The 19,558-nt window shown below is 57.0% G+C and carries 16 protein-coding genes; 15 read left to right on the forward strand and 1 reads right to left on the reverse strand.

The features are described from left to right. Positions 1–349: 349 nt before the first annotated feature. From J2Z18_RS28385 to J2Z18_RS28395, 3 genes are all read left to right on the forward strand, one after another. Positions 350–787 (forward strand): hypothetical protein, encoded by a 438-nt coding sequence (locus J2Z18_RS28385; protein ID WP_007129639.1) that lies wholly within the window; start codon positions 350–352, stop codon positions 785–787. 128 nt (positions 788–915) lie between these two features. Then, entirely contained in the window at positions 916–1,812 is an 897-nt protein-coding gene (locus tag J2Z18_RS28390) for a selenium metabolism-associated LysR family transcriptional regulator (protein WP_210095676.1), read from the forward strand. Positions 1,813–1,877: 65 nt separating this feature from the next. Beyond that, positions 1,878–2,756 carry a PHP domain-containing protein gene (locus tag J2Z18_RS28395; protein ID WP_210095677.1) on the forward strand — a complete coding sequence of 293 codons (879 nt, stop codon included), beginning with the start codon at positions 1,878–1,880 and terminating at the stop codon, positions 2,754–2,756. Between the two features lie 140 nt (positions 2,757–2,896). On the opposite strand, the gene J2Z18_RS28400 is transcribed toward J2Z18_RS28395, so the two are convergent. Further along, on the reverse strand, positions 2,897–4,651 hold the full coding sequence (locus tag J2Z18_RS28400) for an Rqc2 family fibronectin-binding protein (RefSeq protein ID WP_007129642.1): 1,755 nt from the start codon (positions 4,649–4,651) through the stop codon (positions 2,897–2,899). Positions 4,652–4,837: 186 nt separating this feature from the next. Here J2Z18_RS28400 and J2Z18_RS28405 point away from each other — a divergent pair, with 186 nt between their 5' ends. The 12 genes from J2Z18_RS28405 to rsmB all read left to right on the forward strand — a co-directional run bounded on the left by J2Z18_RS28405 (position 4,838) and on the right by rsmB (position 19,484). Next, positions 4,838–7,627, forward strand: a complete 2,790-nt coding sequence (locus J2Z18_RS28405; RefSeq protein ID WP_007129643.1) for a calcium-translocating P-type ATPase, SERCA-type — start codon at positions 4,838–4,840, stop codon at positions 7,625–7,627. Positions 7,628–7,703: 76 nt separating this feature from the next. Next, positions 7,704–8,540 carry a diaminopimelate epimerase gene (gene dapF / locus J2Z18_RS28410; RefSeq protein ID WP_007129644.1) on the forward strand — a complete coding sequence of 279 codons (837 nt, stop codon included), beginning with the start codon at positions 7,704–7,706 and terminating at the stop codon, positions 8,538–8,540. Between the two features lie 211 nt (positions 8,541–8,751). Continuing rightward, positions 8,752–10,623 (forward strand): bifunctional homocysteine S-methyltransferase/methylenetetrahydrofolate reductase, encoded by a 1,872-nt coding sequence (locus tag J2Z18_RS28415; protein ID WP_007129645.1) that lies wholly within the window; start codon positions 8,752–8,754, stop codon positions 10,621–10,623. 38 nt (positions 10,624–10,661) lie between these two features. Continuing rightward, the gene (locus tag J2Z18_RS28420; RefSeq protein ID WP_028405229.1) at positions 10,662–11,549 is read left to right on the forward strand and encodes a YicC/YloC family endoribonuclease; all 888 of its coding nucleotides are present in this window, start codon (positions 10,662–10,664) and stop codon (positions 11,547–11,549) included. 52 nt (positions 11,550–11,601) lie between these two features. Continuing rightward, positions 11,602–11,862 carry an extracellular matrix/biofilm regulator RemA gene (gene remA, locus J2Z18_RS28425; protein WP_210095678.1) on the forward strand — a complete coding sequence of 87 codons (261 nt, stop codon included), beginning with the start codon at positions 11,602–11,604 and terminating at the stop codon, positions 11,860–11,862. Between the two features lie 13 nt (positions 11,863–11,875). Beyond that, complete coding sequence (gmk, locus tag J2Z18_RS28430; RefSeq protein ID WP_007129647.1) at positions 11,876–12,448, forward strand: guanylate kinase; 573 nt, start codon at positions 11,876–11,878, stop codon at positions 12,446–12,448. A 60-nt stretch (positions 12,449–12,508) separates the two neighbouring features. After that, complete coding sequence (gene rpoZ / locus J2Z18_RS28435) at positions 12,509–12,709, forward strand: DNA-directed RNA polymerase subunit omega (RefSeq protein WP_007129648.1); 201 nt, start codon at positions 12,509–12,511, stop codon at positions 12,707–12,709. A 126-nt stretch (positions 12,710–12,835) separates the two neighbouring features. Further along, positions 12,836–14,119, forward strand: a complete 1,284-nt coding sequence (gene coaBC, locus J2Z18_RS28440; protein ID WP_007129649.1) for a bifunctional phosphopantothenoylcysteine decarboxylase/phosphopantothenate--cysteine ligase CoaBC — start codon at positions 12,836–12,838, stop codon at positions 14,117–14,119. Further along, positions 14,119–16,647 (forward strand): primosomal protein N', encoded by a 2,529-nt coding sequence (priA, locus tag J2Z18_RS28445; RefSeq protein WP_007129650.1) that lies wholly within the window; start codon positions 14,119–14,121, stop codon positions 16,645–16,647. Before coaBC ends, priA begins: the two co-directional genes overlap by 1 nt. 43 nt (positions 16,648–16,690) lie before the next feature. Continuing rightward, positions 16,691–17,185, forward strand: coding sequence for a peptide deformylase (gene def / locus J2Z18_RS28450; RefSeq protein WP_007129651.1), 495 nt, complete (start codon positions 16,691–16,693; stop codon positions 17,183–17,185). Next, positions 17,182–18,123 carry a methionyl-tRNA formyltransferase gene (fmt, locus tag J2Z18_RS28455; RefSeq protein ID WP_007129652.1) on the forward strand — a complete coding sequence of 314 codons (942 nt, stop codon included), beginning with the start codon at positions 17,182–17,184 and terminating at the stop codon, positions 18,121–18,123. Before def ends, fmt begins: the two co-directional genes overlap by 4 nt. After that, positions 18,120–19,484 carry a 16S rRNA (cytosine(967)-C(5))-methyltransferase RsmB gene (gene rsmB, locus J2Z18_RS28460; RefSeq protein ID WP_007129653.1) on the forward strand — a complete coding sequence of 455 codons (1,365 nt, stop codon included), beginning with the start codon at positions 18,120–18,122 and terminating at the stop codon, positions 19,482–19,484. The genes fmt and rsmB overlap by 4 nt, the downstream gene beginning before the upstream one ends. Positions 19,485–19,558 lie beyond the last annotated feature (74 nt).

Consider the following 19,558-nt stretch of genomic DNA (forward strand, 5'->3'; position numbering starts at 1 on the left):
ATTTTATTGTCAGGCTAGCGTCTTTAGGCGCAGTTTGGCAACAAGGGGTTATACCCCAAGAGCAAACCACCCGTTTGACGGGTGGTTCTGATTGTCCGGCGGGGAAGACGATGATCCGACGTGAACCCGCGTTTTCATTTTTATAAAAATTATCGGCAAAAGCTAGAAAACAATTGGAATAAATCGGAATCTCCGGCGATAATATAGATACAACTAGAGGAATTACTAAATTTTCGGTAAATGTTCACAAGAAGCAAGGTTTCAATCTTGTGAATCCTAGTGGAATGATGTAATATGTTGGGTATATATACATAGATATAAAGACCCATTTGGTGGAGAGTGATATTCCATGCGCGACAAAGGGACTGAGCGTTGGAGCACATACGAGCCGTTTTATATTACATTGAATGATAAAAAAGTGGCTGACATCGTCGTTACCAATCATGCGAGAAGCCGGTATACGGATCGGGTAAAGGGCGACGACACGACCCATGAGGAAATCGGGGCCTGGATGTGGGAATGCCTGAAGCAGAACCGAATCGTGCCGTACTATCGCAATGAACAGGACGTTTATTTAATTGACGACGATTTGGTCGTGGTAGCGGAGTTTTCGGAGCTGGAGGATGAGCGTGATCTTATCGGCAACCCGCTGCATCGGATGATTATCGTGACTTTTTTGGGGCGCATGTCGGAGACGATTGAGCTTCGCGACCTGAAGTCATATTATTCGTGGCTGCGCCATTCGCGGCGCATGACCTTGATCAAGAACAGTCGTAAACGAAAATAATTTTAAAAAATAATAGATAGAAATCCACATTGGCATGCGAGCGATCTGCGCGGATGTCTTTTTTGTGCGTTTGCCGGCAATCGGCTACAATGGTGTTGAGCCAGGCAGCGAGAGGGGTAACGATCGTTATGAATTTTCATCAGCTACATATTTTTTATACGGTGGCGGAGCGGGGGAGCTTCTCGGCGGCCGCTCAGGCGCTCCACATGAGCCAGCCTGCGGTCACGATGCAGATCCAGGCTCTGGAGGAGCATTTCGGCACGAAACTGCTGAACCGCTCCACGAAGCGCATCGAACTAAGCGAGGCCGGTCGGATTCTGCTGCCCTATGCCCGGAAGATCCTCGAGCTCTCGCGGGAAACGGATGCGGCGATGGCGGCCTTTTCCAATATGCTGCTCGGAAGGCTCCAGCTCGGCGCAAGCCTGACCATCGGCGAATATGTGCTGCCGCGCCTCCTTGGACCGTTCGGGCGGGCGTATCCCGACATATCGATTATGCTGAAGGTGATGAACACATCGCAGATTCTCGAGGAGATCGCGGGCCATCAATTGAATTTCGGGCTGATCGAAGCGCCGGTGGAGCATCCGGATATGGTGCTTGAGCCGGTCATGGAGGACGAGCTGAAGCTGATTGTCCCATCGGGGCATCCGCTTGCGGAGAGACCGGATCCAATCGAGCTGAGTGAAGTGCTGACTTATCCGTTTGTGCTTCGAGAGAAAGGCTCCGGTACCCGGAAGGTGATGGAGGATGTGTTGATAGAGCGGGGAATCGACCCCGGGGCGATTCGGACCGTCATGGAGCTCGGCAGCACCGGCGCGGTCAAATCGGCCGTGGAGGAGGGGCTGGGGATCACTATGCTCTCCACCTCAACCGTCAAGCACGAAACCGCGCTTGGGCTGGTCAAGATGATTGATATCGCGGATGCATCGTTCAAACGCAATTTCTATGCGATTCAGCTGCGGTCCGCCCTGCTGCCGATGTCCGCGACAACCTTCCTGACTTATTTGAAAGAGCAGCGGCAGTAACCAGAGGCTTGTTGAGAGCGGCTGCAAGCTTTGTGGTTATGGTCAAACGCGAAAGGAGAATGGAAATGCCCATACGATTACCGGATGACGTAAAGGGAGGCTGTGATTTGCATACGCACACACAGGCTTCGGATGGAATGAATCGTCCCTCTGAAAATGTACAGCTCGCATTCGAGCGCGGCTTAAACGCGCTGGCCATTACGGATCATGACACGGTCGCCGGCGTCGAAGAAGCTCTCCTTGCCGGACAACGTCACGGCATTGAGGTTGTGCCCGGCGTGGAAATCAGTACCATGGCCGGCGGCAAGGACATTCATATCCTGGGGTATTATGTGGATATCCATGACGAAGTCTTTCTCGGACGGCTGGCGGAGCTCCGGCGAACGAGGGAGCTGCGCAATGAGAAGATTTTAGCGAAGCTTAAGGAACTCGGGATCAGCATCACGATGGATGAAGTCATTCGAGGATTGGGGCGGGAGCTTGCTCCCGATGAGAGCATCGGCCGACCTCATATCGCCGATGCGCTAGTCCGCAAGGGACATGCCGGCAGCATGCGCGAGGCGTTTGACCGCTATCTTGCGCAAGGGGCGGCAGCCTATGTGCCCCAGGAGCGGATTCATCCGTCGGCGGCTTGCGATTGGATTCGCGATGCCGGAGGCGTGCCCGTGCTCGCCCACCCGGGCATTTATGAGGACGATGAACTGGTGGAAATGATCATTCGGGAGGCCGGGCCGAGGGGAATCGAGGTGTACCACTCCGACCACGGAGCGGACGATGAAACCCGCTACCTGGCCATGGCCCAGCAATACAGCCTCATCGTGACCGGCGGCTCGGACTATCATGGCGTGAGGCAGGGCGAGGTGTTTCACGGAGACATCGGTGCAAGGCGCGTAGCGGCCGAGGTGCTGGAGCAGCTGCGGAATTCGCAGGGATCCGTACAGTGAACGGACATGGATCAGACATATAAATAAAAACGGGTATCCCCGATTTTCGTTTTCATGGGGGATACCCGTTTTTTTATTGTCTTGGCTTTTATTTGTTCTTGGTTCTTATTTGTTCCAGGCAGCCCAGATAAGGACCGGCACTATCGGTTGTTTTTCACGGTGCTCGGCAGTCCCTTGATCAGCTGTTCATCCGGCGTGACGAACAACGTCTTCTGATTGTCGTAGATCACATATCCCGGCTTCGCCCCGCTTGGCTTGCGGACATGCCGGATCAAGGTGTAGTCGACAGGCACGCTGCTGGACTCCTTGGCCTGGCTGTGGTAGGCCGCCAGCTGCGCCGCTTCCTGCAGCGTCGCCTCCCCGAATTCGCTGCTGCGGATCACGACGTGCGACCCCGGAATATCCTTCGTGTGAAGCCAAGTATCGTTAGGGGATGCAAGGCGGTTGGTCAGGTACTCGTTCTGCAGATTGTTCTTCCCGACGTACAGCTCGATGCCCTCCGATGATGTGTAGACATGAAGCGTAGGCTTGTCGTTCTTCTTCTTTTTCTTCGTCTTGCGGCTTCGGTCCCGGAGGTACCCTTGCTGGATCAATTCTTCCCGTATTTCGTCAATGTCGTTCAAGGTGGCATGGTCCAGCTGCTGAAGGAGATTGTCGAGATAGCCGATTTCCTCACGGGTTTTGATCAGCTGCTCGTTAATGACGGCCAGGCTGTTTTTATATTTGTTATATTTTTTAAAATAGCGCTGGGCATTATCCGATGGCGTCAGGAGAGGGTCCAGCGGAATGGTGACGAGCGACTGCTCTTCATCGTAATAGTTGACGAGCCGGACTTCCCGGTCCCCCTTCTGAATTTGGTGCAGCGAGGCGAACAGAAGCTCGCCGAAGATCCGGTAACGGTCCGCATCGCCGGCTTCCTCCAAATCCTCATGCAGTTTATCGAGCTTCTTGATATTCTTGGTCCGCTCGTTCTGCAGAAAACGCAGAAGATCGCTTACCTTCTGCTTCACGGCGTCGCGCTGGGCTTTATCGCCGTAATAATCCTCCATGCACTCGCTCACCGAGCCATAGGTCTTGGTCTCTTCCGCCAAGTGGGTGAGCGGAATGACCGAGAACACCGACTTTCCCTTTGCATTAAGTCCGGATACGGGGCTGTACCGATGATGGCGCACCATATCCATCACCTCGTTGAATGCGCTCCACAGGCTGCCGCAATTTTTCTCGGACTCTCCGCCGGAGGCATCTTCCGCTCCGGCCCGGTGCGTGATCTCTTGGGCGGCGAGCGGGCTCAAACCGCTGAAGGTGCCCACAAGCCATGAAACTGCCGGCTCCTCGCTGAGCAGGCATGCCTCACGGAAAGCGTCTTGTCCCGTTTCAAGCGGATTCTGCTTGAACTGCTCGGGCGGGCTCGTGTAGGCAAAGCCCGGCATGACAACTCTGTAGCTGCTGATCGCCGGCGTGACATGGTGAATGCCGTCCAGGATCGTGCCCGTGGCCGGATCGAGCAGAATGATGTTGCTGTGCCTGCCCATCAGCTCAACGATGATTTTTTTGGTGGATACATCGCCCAGCTCGTCGCGCTGCCGGACCGTGATCTCGATAATCCGCTCCATGCCGACCTGCGTTATGTCCTCAATGATGCCGCTCTCGCAGTGCTTCCGCATCACCATGCAGAACATGGGCGCTTCCGCCGGATTGACGAACGCTTCGCCGGTAAGATGCACCCGGGGATACGTCGGGTTCGCGGACAGCAGCAGCTTTGCATTGCCTTGCTGCGTGCGGATATGCAGGACGATGTCCCTCTCATTCGGTTGATATATTTTATTGATCCGCGCGCCCCGGCATGATTGAAGCTCATGCACGAGCGCACGTGTAACGATTCCGTCCAGTGCCATGAATACATTCTCCTTCTGTCTCTTACCCTTCCTATCGTACTTCTCTATGATGCCATATTTCCCGTAAAAACTTAATAGCCCCTTCTGTGATAATTCAGGTTTTGTCCGAATACATTTACGTAGCAGGGGTGGAAAAGCTGTCAATCCGCCGGAACTTGCGTAAAACAACCGGGAGGGAAAGGAAGCATGGAACAAAAGCAATGGCACCAGATGGATGTGGATGAATTGCAGCAGGTGCTGCATTTGCGTCCGGAGCAGGGCCTCACGGAAGAGGAAGCCGGGGAAAGACGGAAAACCAGCGGTTATAACGAGCTCTCCGAGGGGGCGAAAATTTCCCCGCTTGTTCTGTTTTTGAACCAATTCAAGGATTTCATGGTGCTCGTGCTCCTTGGGGCGACCCTGATCTCCGGATTGCTTGGGGAGTATCTGGATGCCGTAACCATCGTGGCGATTATACTGATAAACGGGATACTCGGTTTTGTCCAAGAGTTTAAAGCGGAGCGGTCGCTGCGGGCTCTGAAGCAGCTGTCCGCCCCGTCCTCCAAAGTGCTGCGGGACGGTAAAGTGGTGCATCTGGCGGCCAGGGAGCTGGTGCCTGGAGACGTGGTGCTGGTGGAGAGCGGCGACCGCATTCCGGCCGACGTCCGCTGGCTGGAGACGAGCAGCTGCAGCGTTGAGGAGTCGGCATTAACCGGGGAGTCGATGCCGGTGAACAAGCATGCCGAGCCGATCCCCGAGGCGGATGTGCCGCTTGGCGACCGCAAAAATATCGGCTTTATGGGCACGATGGTCACCCGCGGTTCCGCCAAGGGCGTTGTCATCCGGACTGGAATGGATACCGAAATGGGCAAGATCGCCGATCTGATCCAGAGCACCGAATCCCAGGAAACGCCGCTGCAGCATCGTTTGGAGCAGCTAGGGAAAATATTGATCGGCGTTTCGCTCGCGCTCACGGTTCTGGTCGTCGTGGCGGGCATCCTCCACGGGCAGCCGGCGGCAGGCATGTTCCTGGCAGGCGTCAGCCTTGCGGTTGCAGCCATTCCGGAGGGGCTTCCGGCCATCGTAACGATCGCCCTGGCGCTCGGCGTCCAGCGGATGATCAAGCGCAAGGCCATTGTGCGGAAGCTGCCTTCGGTCGAGACGCTTGGCTGCGCCTCCGTCATCTGCTCCGACAAGACGGGCACGCTGACCCAGAATAAAATGACCGTCACCCGGATCTGGCTTGGGGGCCGCATCTTGGAGGTGACCGGACAAGGCTATGATCCGACTGGACAAATCCTCCATAAGGGCAAGCCGGTCGAGCTGCGGTCCGATCAGGCGCTGCGCCGGCTCCTGCAGATCGGGGGACTGTGCAACAACGCCGAAATCGTCGAGACTATACAGCAAGATACGCGTAACAAGCGCAAAGGCAAGGAGGAGCCTGCGGCCCCTTCCGCTTGGGAATTGAAAGGGGACCCGACCGAAGGCGCCCTGCTGACCCTGTCGTCCAAGATGGGTTTGACCAAAGCAAGCTTGGCATCCGTGTACCAGCGGGATAAGGAATTTCCGTTCGATTCGGAACGGAAGCTGATGTCCGTCATCGTCAGCCATCAGGGGGGACGCCTGCTCTGCACGAAGGGCGCGCCGGATGTGCTGCTTGAAGCCTGCACGTATATTTTATGGGACGGAAACGTCGTGCCGCTTACACCGACGCTGCGCCAGAAGGTGCTGGCCGCGAACGAAGGCATGGCTTCCGAAGCGCTCCGGGTGCTCGGCCTTGCATACCGCGATCTCCGGCCTTACGACAAGCCGGAAACGGACAAGGAGGCGGAGGGCCAGCTGATCTTCGTCGGATTGGCAGGGATGATCGATCCGCCTCGACGCGAGGTGCGCGACGCGATTGCAACCTGCCGCCGGGCGGGCATCAAGACCGTGATGATTACCGGCGACCACAGGACCACCGCCGAAGCGATTGCCGGCCAGCTTGGCATCATGCCGAGGAACGGCTTGTCCTTGACCGGGCAGGAGCTGTCTCGGATGGATGACAAGGAGCTGGACGCCAAAGTGGACCAGACCTTCGTCTACGCCCGCGTATCCCCGGAGCATAAGCTCCGAATCGTCAAATCGCTGCAGCGCAAGGGCCATGTGGTAGCGATGACCGGCGACGGGGTCAATGATGCGCCGGCCATCAAGGCGTCGGATATCGGCATCGCGATGGGCATCACTGGCACGGATGTGACCAAGGAAGCCTCATCGCTCGTGCTCAGCGACGACAACTTCTCGACCATCGTGTCGGCCATAGAGGAAGGCCGGAGCATCTATGAGAACATACGCAAGTTCATTCGCTATTTGCTGGCATCGAATGTCGGGGAAATTCTGACGATGTTCTTCGCGATGATGCTTGGCCTGCCGCTTCCGCTCGTGCCGATTCAGATTCTATGGGTAAACCTCGTGACCGACGGGCTTCCAGCGATGGCGCTTGGCGTGGACCAGCCGGAGAAGGACCTGATGGAGCACAAGCCGAGAGGGGCCAAGGAGAACATTTTCGCCCGCCGGCTCGGCTGGAAAATTATCAGCCGCGGCGTTTTGATCGGCCTTTGTACGCTTGGAGCCTTCTGGATTACGCTGTCCGGCTCGCCAGACGATTTGGTGAAAGCCCAATCGGTCGCCTTTGCCACGCTTGTGATGGCGCAGCTGATCCACGTGTTCGACTGCCGCAGCTCACGCTCCATTTTCCACCGTAATCCGCTGCAAAACAAAGCGCTGGTACTGGCAGTGCTCTCTTCGATCCTTCTGATGCTGGGGGTTATGTACATCGAGGTATTCCAGCCGATCTTCAAGACGGTTCCGCTCGGACTGAAGGAATGGGCGCTGGTGCTTGTCGCCGCCGGAATCCCGACCTTCCTGATGGGAGCCGGCAGCGTATGGGGTGGACGAAGAAACCGCAACCGCAGCCGCCGCAGCATGATGCCGAAGAGTGCAAATATTTCGGCATAAAGTCAATGGGTGAGCCCATCCGATCTAGTATATGCTAAACTCAAGTTTTGCTATTGCAGAGGAGATGGGTTTGACGATGGAATTTACAAAAATGCACGGACTCGGCAACGACTTCGTTGTCGTGTACGGAGAACAGGAATTGCCTTCGAACGCCTCCGAGCTGGCTGTGAAGCTGTGTGACCGCTTCTTCGGCATCGGCGCGGACGGACTCGTATATATATTGCCTTCAGCCAAGGCGGATTTCACGATGCGGATCATGAACTCCGACGGATCCGAAGCGGAGCAATGCGGCAACGCGATCCGCTGTGTTGCGAAGTATGTTTACGATCATGGCCTGATCGATCGCACGGAGATGACGATTGAGACGCTGGGCGCGGGCGTGCAGAAGCTGCGCCTTACCGTCGAGGCAGAAAGGGTCGCCAGCGTGCGGGTCGATATGGGCGAGCCGATCCTGGATGGACTTCGCGTGCCGACAACGGTGGATCAGCATCCGGTGGTGAACCATCCGATCGAGGTTGACGGGCGGGAATTTCGCTTTACGGCCGTGTCGATGGGGAACCCGCACTGCGTAATCTACGTAGACGACGCCGTCAGCTTCGATCTCGGCACCTGGGGGCCGAAGCTGGAGGTTCACCCGCTGTTCCCGCGGAAGACGAACGTCGAATTCGCGACGGTCAACTCCCGGAATCAGATCGATATGCGGGTATGGGAGCGCGGGGCAGGACCAACGCTTGCTTGCGGCACCGGCGCCTGCGCCACGCTTGTAGCCTCCGTCCTGAACGGTGCGGCTGACCGCAGCGCGACCATTTCCCTTAAAGGGGGAGACTTGTTCATCGAATGGGATGAGCGTGACAATCACGTATATATGACCGGGCCTGCCGAAGTTGTGTATACAGGAACCGTTGTCCTGTAATATGATTCCTGAAAGGCTGCTGAAGCGTTGATATCGGAATCGTTAGATCGAACTGGATATACCGCTATTTGCGGCATTATCTGTCCATTGCCTGGAATTACAAGAAGGAGACCTGAAGGAGACCTGAACGGGTCTCCTCTTTGTCTCTTTATCTTTAGGAAGGTTTTGTGATACATTAGTGAAAATATTAGTCAGGTGGAGGGAAGGCACAGTGAAACCGGATCTAAGGCAGGCGTGGGAGAATCAGGTACTGATCGGGGACGGCGCCATAGGTACCTATCTATATCAACTAGGGTTCCCCGTAGGGATATCATATGAGGAGCTGAACCTGACCTCTCCGGAGGTTATCGGAAACGTTCACCGGCAGTATGTTGACGCCGGCGCGCAGTTGATCGAAACGAATACATTTTCGGCCAACTACGACAAGCTGTCCAAATACGGCCTGGAGTCCAAGGTCGGGGAGATCAACCGGGCAGGCGTGCGCATTGCCCGCGAGGCCGCAGGCCGCGACGGCTATGTCGTCGGCGCTGTCGGCTCCATTCGGGCCGGCCGCAGAAGCAACATATCGACTGGCGAGCTGAAGCGGTACTTTGAGGAGCAGCTCAGCGTTCTATTATCCGAGGGCGTCGACGGCATCCTGCTGGAAACCTTCTATGATGTCGAAGAAATCCAGCTGGCGCTGCAGCAGGTCCGCAAGCTGACCGACCTGCCCGTCATTTGCCAGTTCGCGGTCGAGAATATCGCCCGGACGCTCGACGGCTTCTCGATGCAGGACGCTTATCGGATTCTCAGCCAGGAAGGGGCCGACGTGATCGGTTTCAACTGCCGGACGGGACCGAACGGGATCATGCGCGCATTGGAAACGCTAAGCGGGGTTATGAATCTGCCGGCATCGGTCTATCCTAATGCTGGGATCGCCGATTACGTGGACGGGGAATTCCGTTACGGCGCCAGCCCTGAGTATTTCGGTCAAATGGCGGTGCCGTTCGCGGACCTCGGCGCCCGGATTATCGGCGGATGCTGCGGAACGACGCCGGCTCATATCGCGGAGATCGCTTCGGCGTTATCCGGTTACGTGCCATCGCCTCTGCCGGAGGTTGAACCGGCCGAAATCAACCGGATCGTGATTCAGGAGCCTGCGGAAGGCAATCAGCCGGAGCGCTCTTCCGAGCCTTCCCTCGTCGATCTTGTGAAGGAACGCCACACCGTCATTGTGGAGCTGGATCCGCCGCGCGACCTCGACATCACGAAGTTTATGAAGGGGGCCGAGGCGCTGAAGAACGCGGGAGCGGATGCGCTGACGCTAGCCGACAACTCCCTCGCGGTCACCCGGATGAGCAACATGGCGCTGGGGCATCTTGTACAAGCCAGAATCGGCCTTCGGCCGTTGATTCATATCGCCTGCCGTGACCGGAACCTGATCGGGACCCAATCCCATATGATGGGCTTTGACGCGCTTGGCATCGACCATGTGCTTGCAGTTACGGGCGACCCGGCCCGTTTCGGCGACCTTCCGGGCTCGAGCTCGGTTTACGATATGACCTCGTTCGAGATCATTCGGATGATCAAGCAGCTGAACGAAGGCATCGCCTTCTCCGGCAAGCCCTTGAAGCAAAAAGCCAAGTTCGTTGTCGGGGCTGCGTTTAATCCGAATGTGCGCCATTTGGATAAGGCGGTTGCGCGCCTGGAGAAGAAGATTGCGTCCGGCGCGGACTATGTAATGACGCAGCCGGTATATGATCCGGAGCTGATCGTTCGGCTAAGAGAAGCAACCGCTCATCTGGATATCCCGATTTTTATCGGCATTATGCCGCTGGCCAGCGGACGGAACGCAGAGTATCTGCACAATGAGGTGCCGGGCATTCAGTTGTCCGATGAAGTACGCAGCCGCATGGCAGGGCTGGAAGGGGAAGCCGGACGAGCGATGGGCGTCCAAATCGGCAAGGAGCTGCTGGATGTCGCAACCAAGCATTTCAACGGCATTTACCTGATGACGCCGTTTATGTTCTACGAAATGAGCGTGCAATTAATGGAGTACGTCTGGGAGATATCGGGCCGCCGACTGTCCCCCTTGTTTCATTAATAATTATCAATTACAATAGTGTAATGGATGTGATTCCGATGTCATTGAGTATGACCGGATATGGACAGTCCGCCGTCGATTTTCAAGGGTATCATGTGTCAATAGAAGTGAAGTCGGTCAATCACAGGTATTGTGAAGTCGTGTTCAGAATGCCTCGTGAATGGTCCCGCTTTGAGGATTCGCTTCGGAGGGCCGTGCAGACCCGGATCGGCCGCGGACGGGTTGATGTTTACATTAACAAGGAAAATAACGGCGAGTCCCCGGATGCGGTGCTGAATCATGCCATGGTAAAAGCATACTTGCAGGCTGCAGAGGAATTGAAACCTTACGGTATTCAAGGAGAATTGACGGTACGCGACATGCTGTCCCTGCCGGATGTCCTCGTCAGTCCCGGGGGGCTTCCAATGGATGAAGCGCAGCAGCAGGAGTGGCATGATGCGCTTCTTCAAGGTCTCAACAAGGCGCTTGACGGCTTGGTGCAGATGCGGAGCAAGGAAGGGGCATTCCTGGTGAAGGACATCGAGGAGCGGCTTGGCCGTCTTGAATCGCTTCACAGCGAAATGGCCGAGCTGGCGCCTGAAGTGCCGGAGGAATACCGGAAGCGTCTGAGACAGCGCATTGAGTCGCTCGATGACGGGTCGCTTGCCGTTGATGAACATATATTCGGTATGGAAGTGGCTTTGTTTGCCGAACGCTGCAACGTCGAGGAGGAGCTGATCCGTCTTCGCAGCCATTTGGAGCAATGCAGGGAATTGCTTAATCAGAAAGGCCCTGTTGGCCGCAAACTTGATTTTCTGATTCAGGAAATGAACCGAGAAGTCAATACGATTGGATCGAAGGCCAATCATCTGACTCTGGTAAACCGTGTTGTCGAAATGAAAGCGGAACTGGAGAAGATTCGTGAACAAGCCGCCAACGTGGAATGAACTCGGCTTAATCGGCAAATAGAGTCAAATGTATAGGGGGAGCAGTCGCACTATGGCAATCAAACTTATTAATATTGGCTTCGGAAACATCGTATCGGCCAATCGGATCATTTCGATCGTGAGCCCTGAATCGGCGCCGATCAAGAGAATTATCCAAGAAGCACGGGACCGTCATATGCTGATTGACGCTACATACGGCCGAAGAACGCGGGCTGTTATTATTACCGACAGCGACCACGTGATTTTATCGGCCGTGCAGCCAGAAACCGTGGCGCACCGTCTATCCAGCAAAGATGAAGACAACGACGAATAAGATGAGGAGTACTATGTCTAGAGGATTATTGATTGTATTATCCGGTCCATCCGGGGTAGGGAAGGGAACCGTCTGCACCGCTCTTCGGAGCCGTGTTCCGGAATTGGTCTATTCCGTGTCGGCCACGACACGTTCGCCTCGCCTCGGCGAGGTAAACGGCGTAAACTATTTTTTCAAAACCCGCGAGCAGTTCATGGAGATGATTGAGAACGATCAGCTTCTGGAGTATGCGGAATATGTCGGGAACTACTATGGTACTCCGCGGGATTTCGTGGAGGAGACGCTCGCCCAGGGCAAAGACATCATCCTGGAGATTGAGGTCCAGGGCGCTCTGAAGGTGAAGGAGAAATTTCCGGACGGAATCTTTGTGTTCCTGATGCCGCCGTCGCTTGAGGAGCTGAAGGACCGAATTCAGGGCCGAGGCACGGAAAACCAGGCAACCATCGAGCACCGCATGTCCGTTGCCGTCGATGAGATCAATTTGCTTCAGCATTATGACTATGCGGTCGTAAATGACGAGATTAATCTCGCATGCGAGAGAATAGAAGCTATTATTATAGCCGAGCATTGTAAAGTGAGAAAATAAATCTTGCCAGCCCATATCGGCTGCGAGATTTCTAGTATAGAAAGAAGAGGTGTTAGAGCTATGTTATACCCATCCATTGATGAAATGATGAACAAAGTCGACAGCAAGTACTCGCTCGTTGTTGCGGCTTCCCGCCGTGCACGTCAGCTCCGCGAGGGTCAACCGAGCGAACTCCAAAATCCGAAATCACATAAATTCGTAGGCGTTGCGCTTGAGGAAATCTACGGCGATTATGTGAAGATTGAACGGGAAGAAGCTTAAACGGCTTCTCCTACATCTGAATAGGAATGCGTTCGCGCAAAAAAATGTGACAACCGAAAGGTTGTTATTTTTTTGCGGGAGTGATGATAGGGTACCTTCAGACCAATCGAAAGCGGGGGAATTGTCATGTTGAACGGGAAAGTCATCGTCCTTGGCGTAACCGGCGGCATTGCCGCTTATAAAGCGGCCACGCTGTGCAGCCGGCTTGTTCAGAGGGGAGCGGACGTGCATGTCATAATGACGGAGTCCGCGAAGCAGTTCATTACGGAATTGACGCTCCAATCCCTGACCAAAAACCCGGTATATTCCGATACCTTCGACGAGAGGGATCCTTCGGTCGTTTCGCATATCCATCTCGCCGATATGGCGGACCTCTTCCTCGTTGCGCCGGCGACGGCCAACGTGATCGGCAAGATGGCCCACGGCCTGGCGGACGATATGCTGACAACGACGCTGCTCGCCACGACGGCGCCTGTCATGATCTCGCCGGCGATGAACGTCCATATGTATACGCATCCGGCGGTTATGGCAAATTTGGAGACGCTGGCTTCACGCGGCGTTGGCATGATCGAGCCGGGCGAAGGGCTTCTGGCTTGCGGCTATGTCGGCAAGGGAAGGATGGAGGAGCCGGATACGATCGTGGAGGTCGTGGAGCGTTTTTTCCAAGAACAGGACAAGCAGGGCGGCCCATCCTTAAGGGTTGACGGAATGCCCGGGTCTTCAGCCGACCATGCAGCGAACGGATCGCATGGCTTGCTGAGCGGCAAGAAAGTCGTCGTTACGGCGGGCGGCACGATCGAGCGGATTGATCCGGTCCGATATATTACGAATGATTCTTCCGGCAAAATGGGATTTGCGATTGCCAAAGCCGCGAAAGAGCTTGGAGCCGAGGTCCATTTGATCGCTGCGCATACCGACGAGGCGCCGCCCGAAGGGATCGAGACGGAAAGGGTGGAATCCGCGGAGGATATGTACCAGGCGGTGCTGCGCGCGTTTCCTGACAGCGATATCGTGGTAAAGGCGGCGGCCGTTGCCGATTACCGTCCACGGGAGGCGGCTTCGTCCAAAATCAAGAAGCGCGGCGATACGATGACGCTGGAGCTGGTGAAGACAACGGATATTTTGGAGAATTTGGGACGCCGAAAGACGACCCAATTCCTGATCGGCTTTGCAGCCGAAACCGACTCCGTAGAGCAGTATGCCAGAGAGAAGCTGAAGCGGAAAAATTGCGATTTGCTCGTAGCCAATGACGTCACGGCAGCGGGCGCGGGATTCGGCACGGACACCAACCTCGTCCAGATTTATGACGCAGAGGGGCTCGTCGAGCGGCTTCCGCTCATGTCCAAGGAGGAAGTGGGCCGGCGGCTGCTGACGCTGGCGGCCGAGCGGCTGTCCGGGAGGTTTTCTTAATGGAAATGGCACGGGTTATTGTGGACGTGCCGTCCAAGGATACGGACCGTCCATTCGACTATTTGATTCCGGAGCGGCTCCGTCCATGGATCGAGGTCGGCAGCAGGGTCGGCGTCCCATTCGGCCACCGGACGCTGCAGGGCTTCGTCGTATCCCTTCATCCGCGTCCGGAAATGGAGACGTCGAAGATGAAGCCGATCCAGGAAATATTGGACGTTATGCCGCCCCTGTCGCCAGAGCTGATTGAGCTTGGCGAATGGATGAAGGAGCGCTACGCCTGCCGGCTGATTACGGCGCTGCAATCCATGCTCCCGACGGCACTGAAGGGGAAAGCGGAAAGGTATATCTCGCTTGGGGACGGCAGCGGGCTGGAAGCCGAGCAGCCGGACAGCCTGTTTGCGCTGCTGCCGGAGAGTGAGCTGGAGCAGCAGCTGATCGCTTTTGTATCCCAGCGGGGCGAAGTGTCTCTGCAGCAGCTCACCCGCGCGTTCCCGGATGCCGCCCAAGCTATCAAGGGGCTGATTGAACGCGGAAGGCTGAGCGAGCATCAGCAGATTAAAGATAAATTGCAGAAGAAAACATTGAAGGCGGTTGGTCTTGCCGTTACGGCAGAGGAGGCGGAAGGGATCCTGGCTTCGTTTCCGGCAAAGGCTCGGAGGCAGAAGGAGATTCTGCAGCATTTGCTTGAAATGGAGCCCTTCCTGCCGCTCCCGCTGAAAGACCTGCTGCAGACGCTTGGCGTTACGGCGGGGACGGTCAAGTCGCTTGCCGATAAGGGCTGGGTCACGCTGGAGGATGTGGAGGTGTTCCGCGACCCTTACCGGGGACGGAATTTCAAGCCGAGCGAGCCGCTGGCGCTGACGCCCGAGCAGCAGCATGTTTACGACAGAATTGTTCGTACGCTGGATGAGCGTGCGCACGGCGTGTTCCTGCTGCACGGGGTAACCGGCAGCGGCAAGACGGAAATCTACCTTCAGACGATTGCCAGATGCCTCGATCAGGGGCGCCAGGCGATCGTCCTGGTGCCTGAAATTTCGTTGACGCCGCAGATGGTCGAACGCTTCAAGGGGCGCTTCGGAGACCGCGTAGCCGTCATGCACAGCCGCCTCTCGGACGGGGAGCGCTACGATGAGTGGCGCAAAATCCGGGAAGGCCGGGCTTCGGTCGTGGTCGGGGCAAGATCCGCGGTGTTTTCTCCGTTCGATAATCTCGGACTCATCATCATGGACGAGGAGCACGAAACTTCCTATAAACAGGAGGAAACGCCGAAATACCATGCGAGAGACGTGGCGATCCACAGGGCCCGTCGCACCGGCGCCGCCGTCATTCTGGGCTCGGCGACGCCTTCGCTGGAGAGCTATCATGCGGCGAGATCGCAGGCGCAGGATGAATTTGCCCCGGTTCTGCTGGAAATGCGGGCCCGGGCGCTCGGGAACAAGCTGCCGGCGGTCCGCGTGATCGACATGCGCGAAGAGCTTCGCGAAGGCAATCGCTCCATGTTCAGCCGGCCGCTGCACGAGGCGATTGCCGGTCGGCTTGAACGGGGAGAGCAGACGGTGCTGCTCCTGAACCGGCGGGGATACTCCACCTTCGTGATGTGCCGGAGCTGCGGATATGTGGCGGGCTGTCCGGAGTGCGACATCTCGCTGACGTATCACCAGAAATCGAACAATCTGCGGTGTCATTACTGCGGATATGCCGCCAAGACGCCGGAAGTGTGCCCGGATTGCGGCAGCGAGCATATCCGCTACTTCGGAACGGGCACGCAGCGCGTGGAGGAAGAGCTGGCTAAGCTCTTTCCCGGCATTCGCGTTATCCGCATGGACGTGGACACAACGACCGAGAAAGGCTCGCACGAGAAGCTGCTGAAGCAGTTTAGGGAGAAGAAAGCCGACGTGCTGCTTGGCACCCAAATGGTAGCAAAGGGGCTCGATTTTCCCGATGTGACGCTGGTTGGCGTCATAACCGCCGATTCCGCGCTGAATCTGCCCGATTTCCGGGCGGCGGAGAAAACGTTCCAGCTGCTTACGCAGGTTGCCGGACGCGCGGGTCGGCATCAGCTGCCGGGCGAGGTGGTCATACAGTCCTACACGCCGGAGCATTATTCGATCGTTCATGCAAGCGGTCATGATTATTTATCCTTCGTCAAGGACGAGCTGAAGCACCGCAAAGCGCTTCATTATCCGCCTTACTGCAGGCTTATTCTGGTGACGCTGTCCCATGAGCAGCTGCCGCTGCTCGTGCGCATGGCTGAAAATTTTGCCGCGGGGATCAAGGCCGAAGCCGACCGGCGCGGGTGGTTCGGGAGCCTGGACCGCTTCGACGCAAGCGCGCTCGACATTCTCGGACCGGTGGCTTCGCCGATCCCAAGGCTTAAAAATAGATACCGATTTCAATGTATGATAAAATGGCGGGGAACGATGGACGCCGTCTCGCTGACGCGGTCCGTGGCCGAGCAGCTTCAGGACTCGGCTCGGGACAGTACGCTTCAGATCAGCATTGATGTCGATCCGCAAATGTTAATGTAAACCCGCATATACTGATGAAAAGCACAAGGATGGTGTCGTTGAGATGGCAATTCGCTTGATCGTAAAGGAACCGGATGAGGTTCTTCATAAAAGAGCTAAAGAAATTACGAAAATTACGCCGAACGTTCAGAAGCTGCTGGACGACATGGCCGATACGATGTATGACGCGGACGGCGTCGGCTTGGCAGCTCCCCAGGTCGGCATTCTGAAACGGCTGATCGTTGTGGACGCAGGCGATGAGCATGGATTGATCAAGATGATCAACCCGGAAATCATCGAGAGCGAAGGCGAACAGTTCGGTCCTGAAGGCTGCCTCAGCATTCCGGGCTGGAACGGGGATGTGCGCCGCGCGGAGAAGGTTACCGTCAAAGGACTGGACCGGGAAGGCAATGAGCTCGTCGTGACCGGAACCGGGCTTTTGGCTCGCGCGTTCCAGCATGAGATTGATCATCTGAACGGGGTGTTGTTTACCGATATCGCCGAACGGGTGTATGAATATACGCCCGAGCAGCCGAGAAAAGAGCTGGAAAACCGATGAATATCGTATTTATGGGAACCCCTGCATTTGCCGTACCGAGCCTTGAGATGCTGATCGAGGAAGGGTATAACGTCGCAGCCGTCGTTACCCAGCCGGATCGTCCCCAAGGCCGCAAAAAGGTGCTGACGCCGACGCCGGTCAAGGAAGCCGCGCTTCGCCACGGCATCCCGGTGCTGCAGCCGCAGCGCTTGCGGAACCCTGAGGCTGTAGCGGAGCTGGCGGAGTATAAGCCGGATCTGATCGTTACGGCGGCGTACGGCCAAATTTTGCCGAAATCGGTGCTCGATTTGCCGCCGCTCGGCTGCCTTAACGTGCACGGCTCGCTGCTCCCGGCTTACCGGGGAGGCGCGCCGATTCAGCGCAGCATAATCAACGGCGAGAAGGTTACGGGCATCACGCTGATGTACATGGCTGAAGGGCTGGATACCGGCGATATGATCGCCAAAGTCGAGGTTCCGATCGAGGATGAAGATACGGCCGGGACGATGTTCGACAAGCTGAGCATAGCCGGCGCGAGACTGCTGAAGGAGCAGCTGCCGACTTTGGTTCAAGGCAAGGTTGCGGCCGAGCCGCAGGACGAGTCCAAGGCGACCTATGCACCGAACCTGACCCGGGAGGACGAAAAGATCGATTGGTCGAAAACCTCCCGTCAAATCTATGATCAAATCCGCGGCCTGGTTCCGTATTCGGGCGGCTTCACGCTGTGGAACGGGGACGTGTTCAAGGTGTGGGCCTGCGCCAAGCCGGATAAAGGCGACCAAGGCAAGGGCGATGGAGAGCCTGGAACCGTACTGGAAGTTAGTGAGAACGGCATTGTGGTCAAGACCGGCGACGGCGTGTTGACCCTATTGACGGTGCAGCCAAGCGGCAAGAAGGCGATGGACGCAGCCCAATTCGCGCGGGGGACGAGCCTTGCGCCGGGGACGGTGCTGACGTGAGCGGCAGCCCGAAGGGACGTCCGGCGTCGCCGCGGGAGCTGGCGATGCATGTGCTGACACAGGTTGAGCAGGAGGGAGCGTACAGCAACCTTCTGCTCAACACCGCTTTGCAGAAAGCAGCCCTGTCCAAGAGCGATGCGGGTCTGGCCACAGAGCTGATCTACGGGACGATTTCCCGGCTGAACACGCTGGATTATTTTTTGGACAAGTATGTGAATAAAGGCACCCGCAAGCTCCAGCCTTGGGTGAGGGCCTTGCTGCGGCTGAGCCTGTACCAGATTATCTACCTGGACCGAATCCCGGATCATGCGGTGGTGAGCGAAGCGGTCAATCTGGCGAAGCGCCGGGGGCACCAGGGCATCTCCGGGATGGTCAACGGCGTGCTCAGAAATATACTGCGCCAGAAGGAAAGCTTGGCGATCCCTGCCGATCTGCCGGCCGCGAAGCGGATCTCGCTTCAGCATTCGCACCCGGAGTGGCTGGTCGAGCGCTGGATTTCCCAATATGGCCGGGAGACGGCGGAGGCGATCTGCTCGGCCAACAATGAACCGCCGGCGGTCAGCGTCAGAGTAAATACGACGATGATCAGCCGGGAGGAGATGCTGAAGGAGATGGAGGGCCACGGCTTGCAGGCCGCCCCATCCTCCCTTAGCCCGTACGGCATCGTCGTGAAGGGCGCCGGCAATATGGCCCTGACCGACTGGTATCGTGAAGGCATGATCTCCATCCAGGATGAAAGCTCGATGCTGGTCGCCGAAGCGGTCGGTCCGGAGCCCGGCATGCGGGTGCTGGACTGCTGTGCCGCCCCTGGGGGGAAAAGCGCCCACATGGGGGAATTGATGAAGGACGAAGGCTCCATTGTAGCGAACGACATCCATTCCCACAAAGGCAAGCTGATCGCAGATCAGGCGGCCCGGCTGGGGCTGGACTGCATCCGAACGGTAACGGGCGATGCGATTGAGCTCCCCGCCCGGTTCGAGCCGGCTTCCTTTGACCGGATTCTGCTGGATGCCCCGTGCTCGGGGCTGGGCGTGATCCGCCGGAAGCCCGACCTGAAATGGGGGAAGACGGAGGAGGATATCCGCGAGATCGCGGCGCTGCAGTCAAGGCTGCTGGATTCCGTCTCGGCATTGCTTCGCCCCGGCGGGGTGCTGGTCTACAGCACCTGCACGATCGAGCCGCAGGAGAATGAAGGCGTGGTGACGTCCTTCGTGAACCGTCATCCCGAATTCGAGCTCGATGAAACGGGCAGCCTGTCCCGGCTCAAGGACAACGCGCTTGTCCGCGGCGGCGGCATTCAGATTCTGCCGCAGCACTATCATAGCGACGGCTTCTACATCGCAAGACTGCGAAGACGCTAAAACGAACCCGCGCGCCAGCCCGGCAAGAGGCCCTGCAGCCGTATCCCGCCCGCCGTGCTCTCCGGCGGGTTTTC

The sequence above is a fragment of the Paenibacillus lactis genome, from assembly GCF_017873605.1.
GTDB lineage: Bacteria > Bacillota > Bacilli > Paenibacillales > Paenibacillaceae > Paenibacillus_AQ > Paenibacillus_AQ lactis.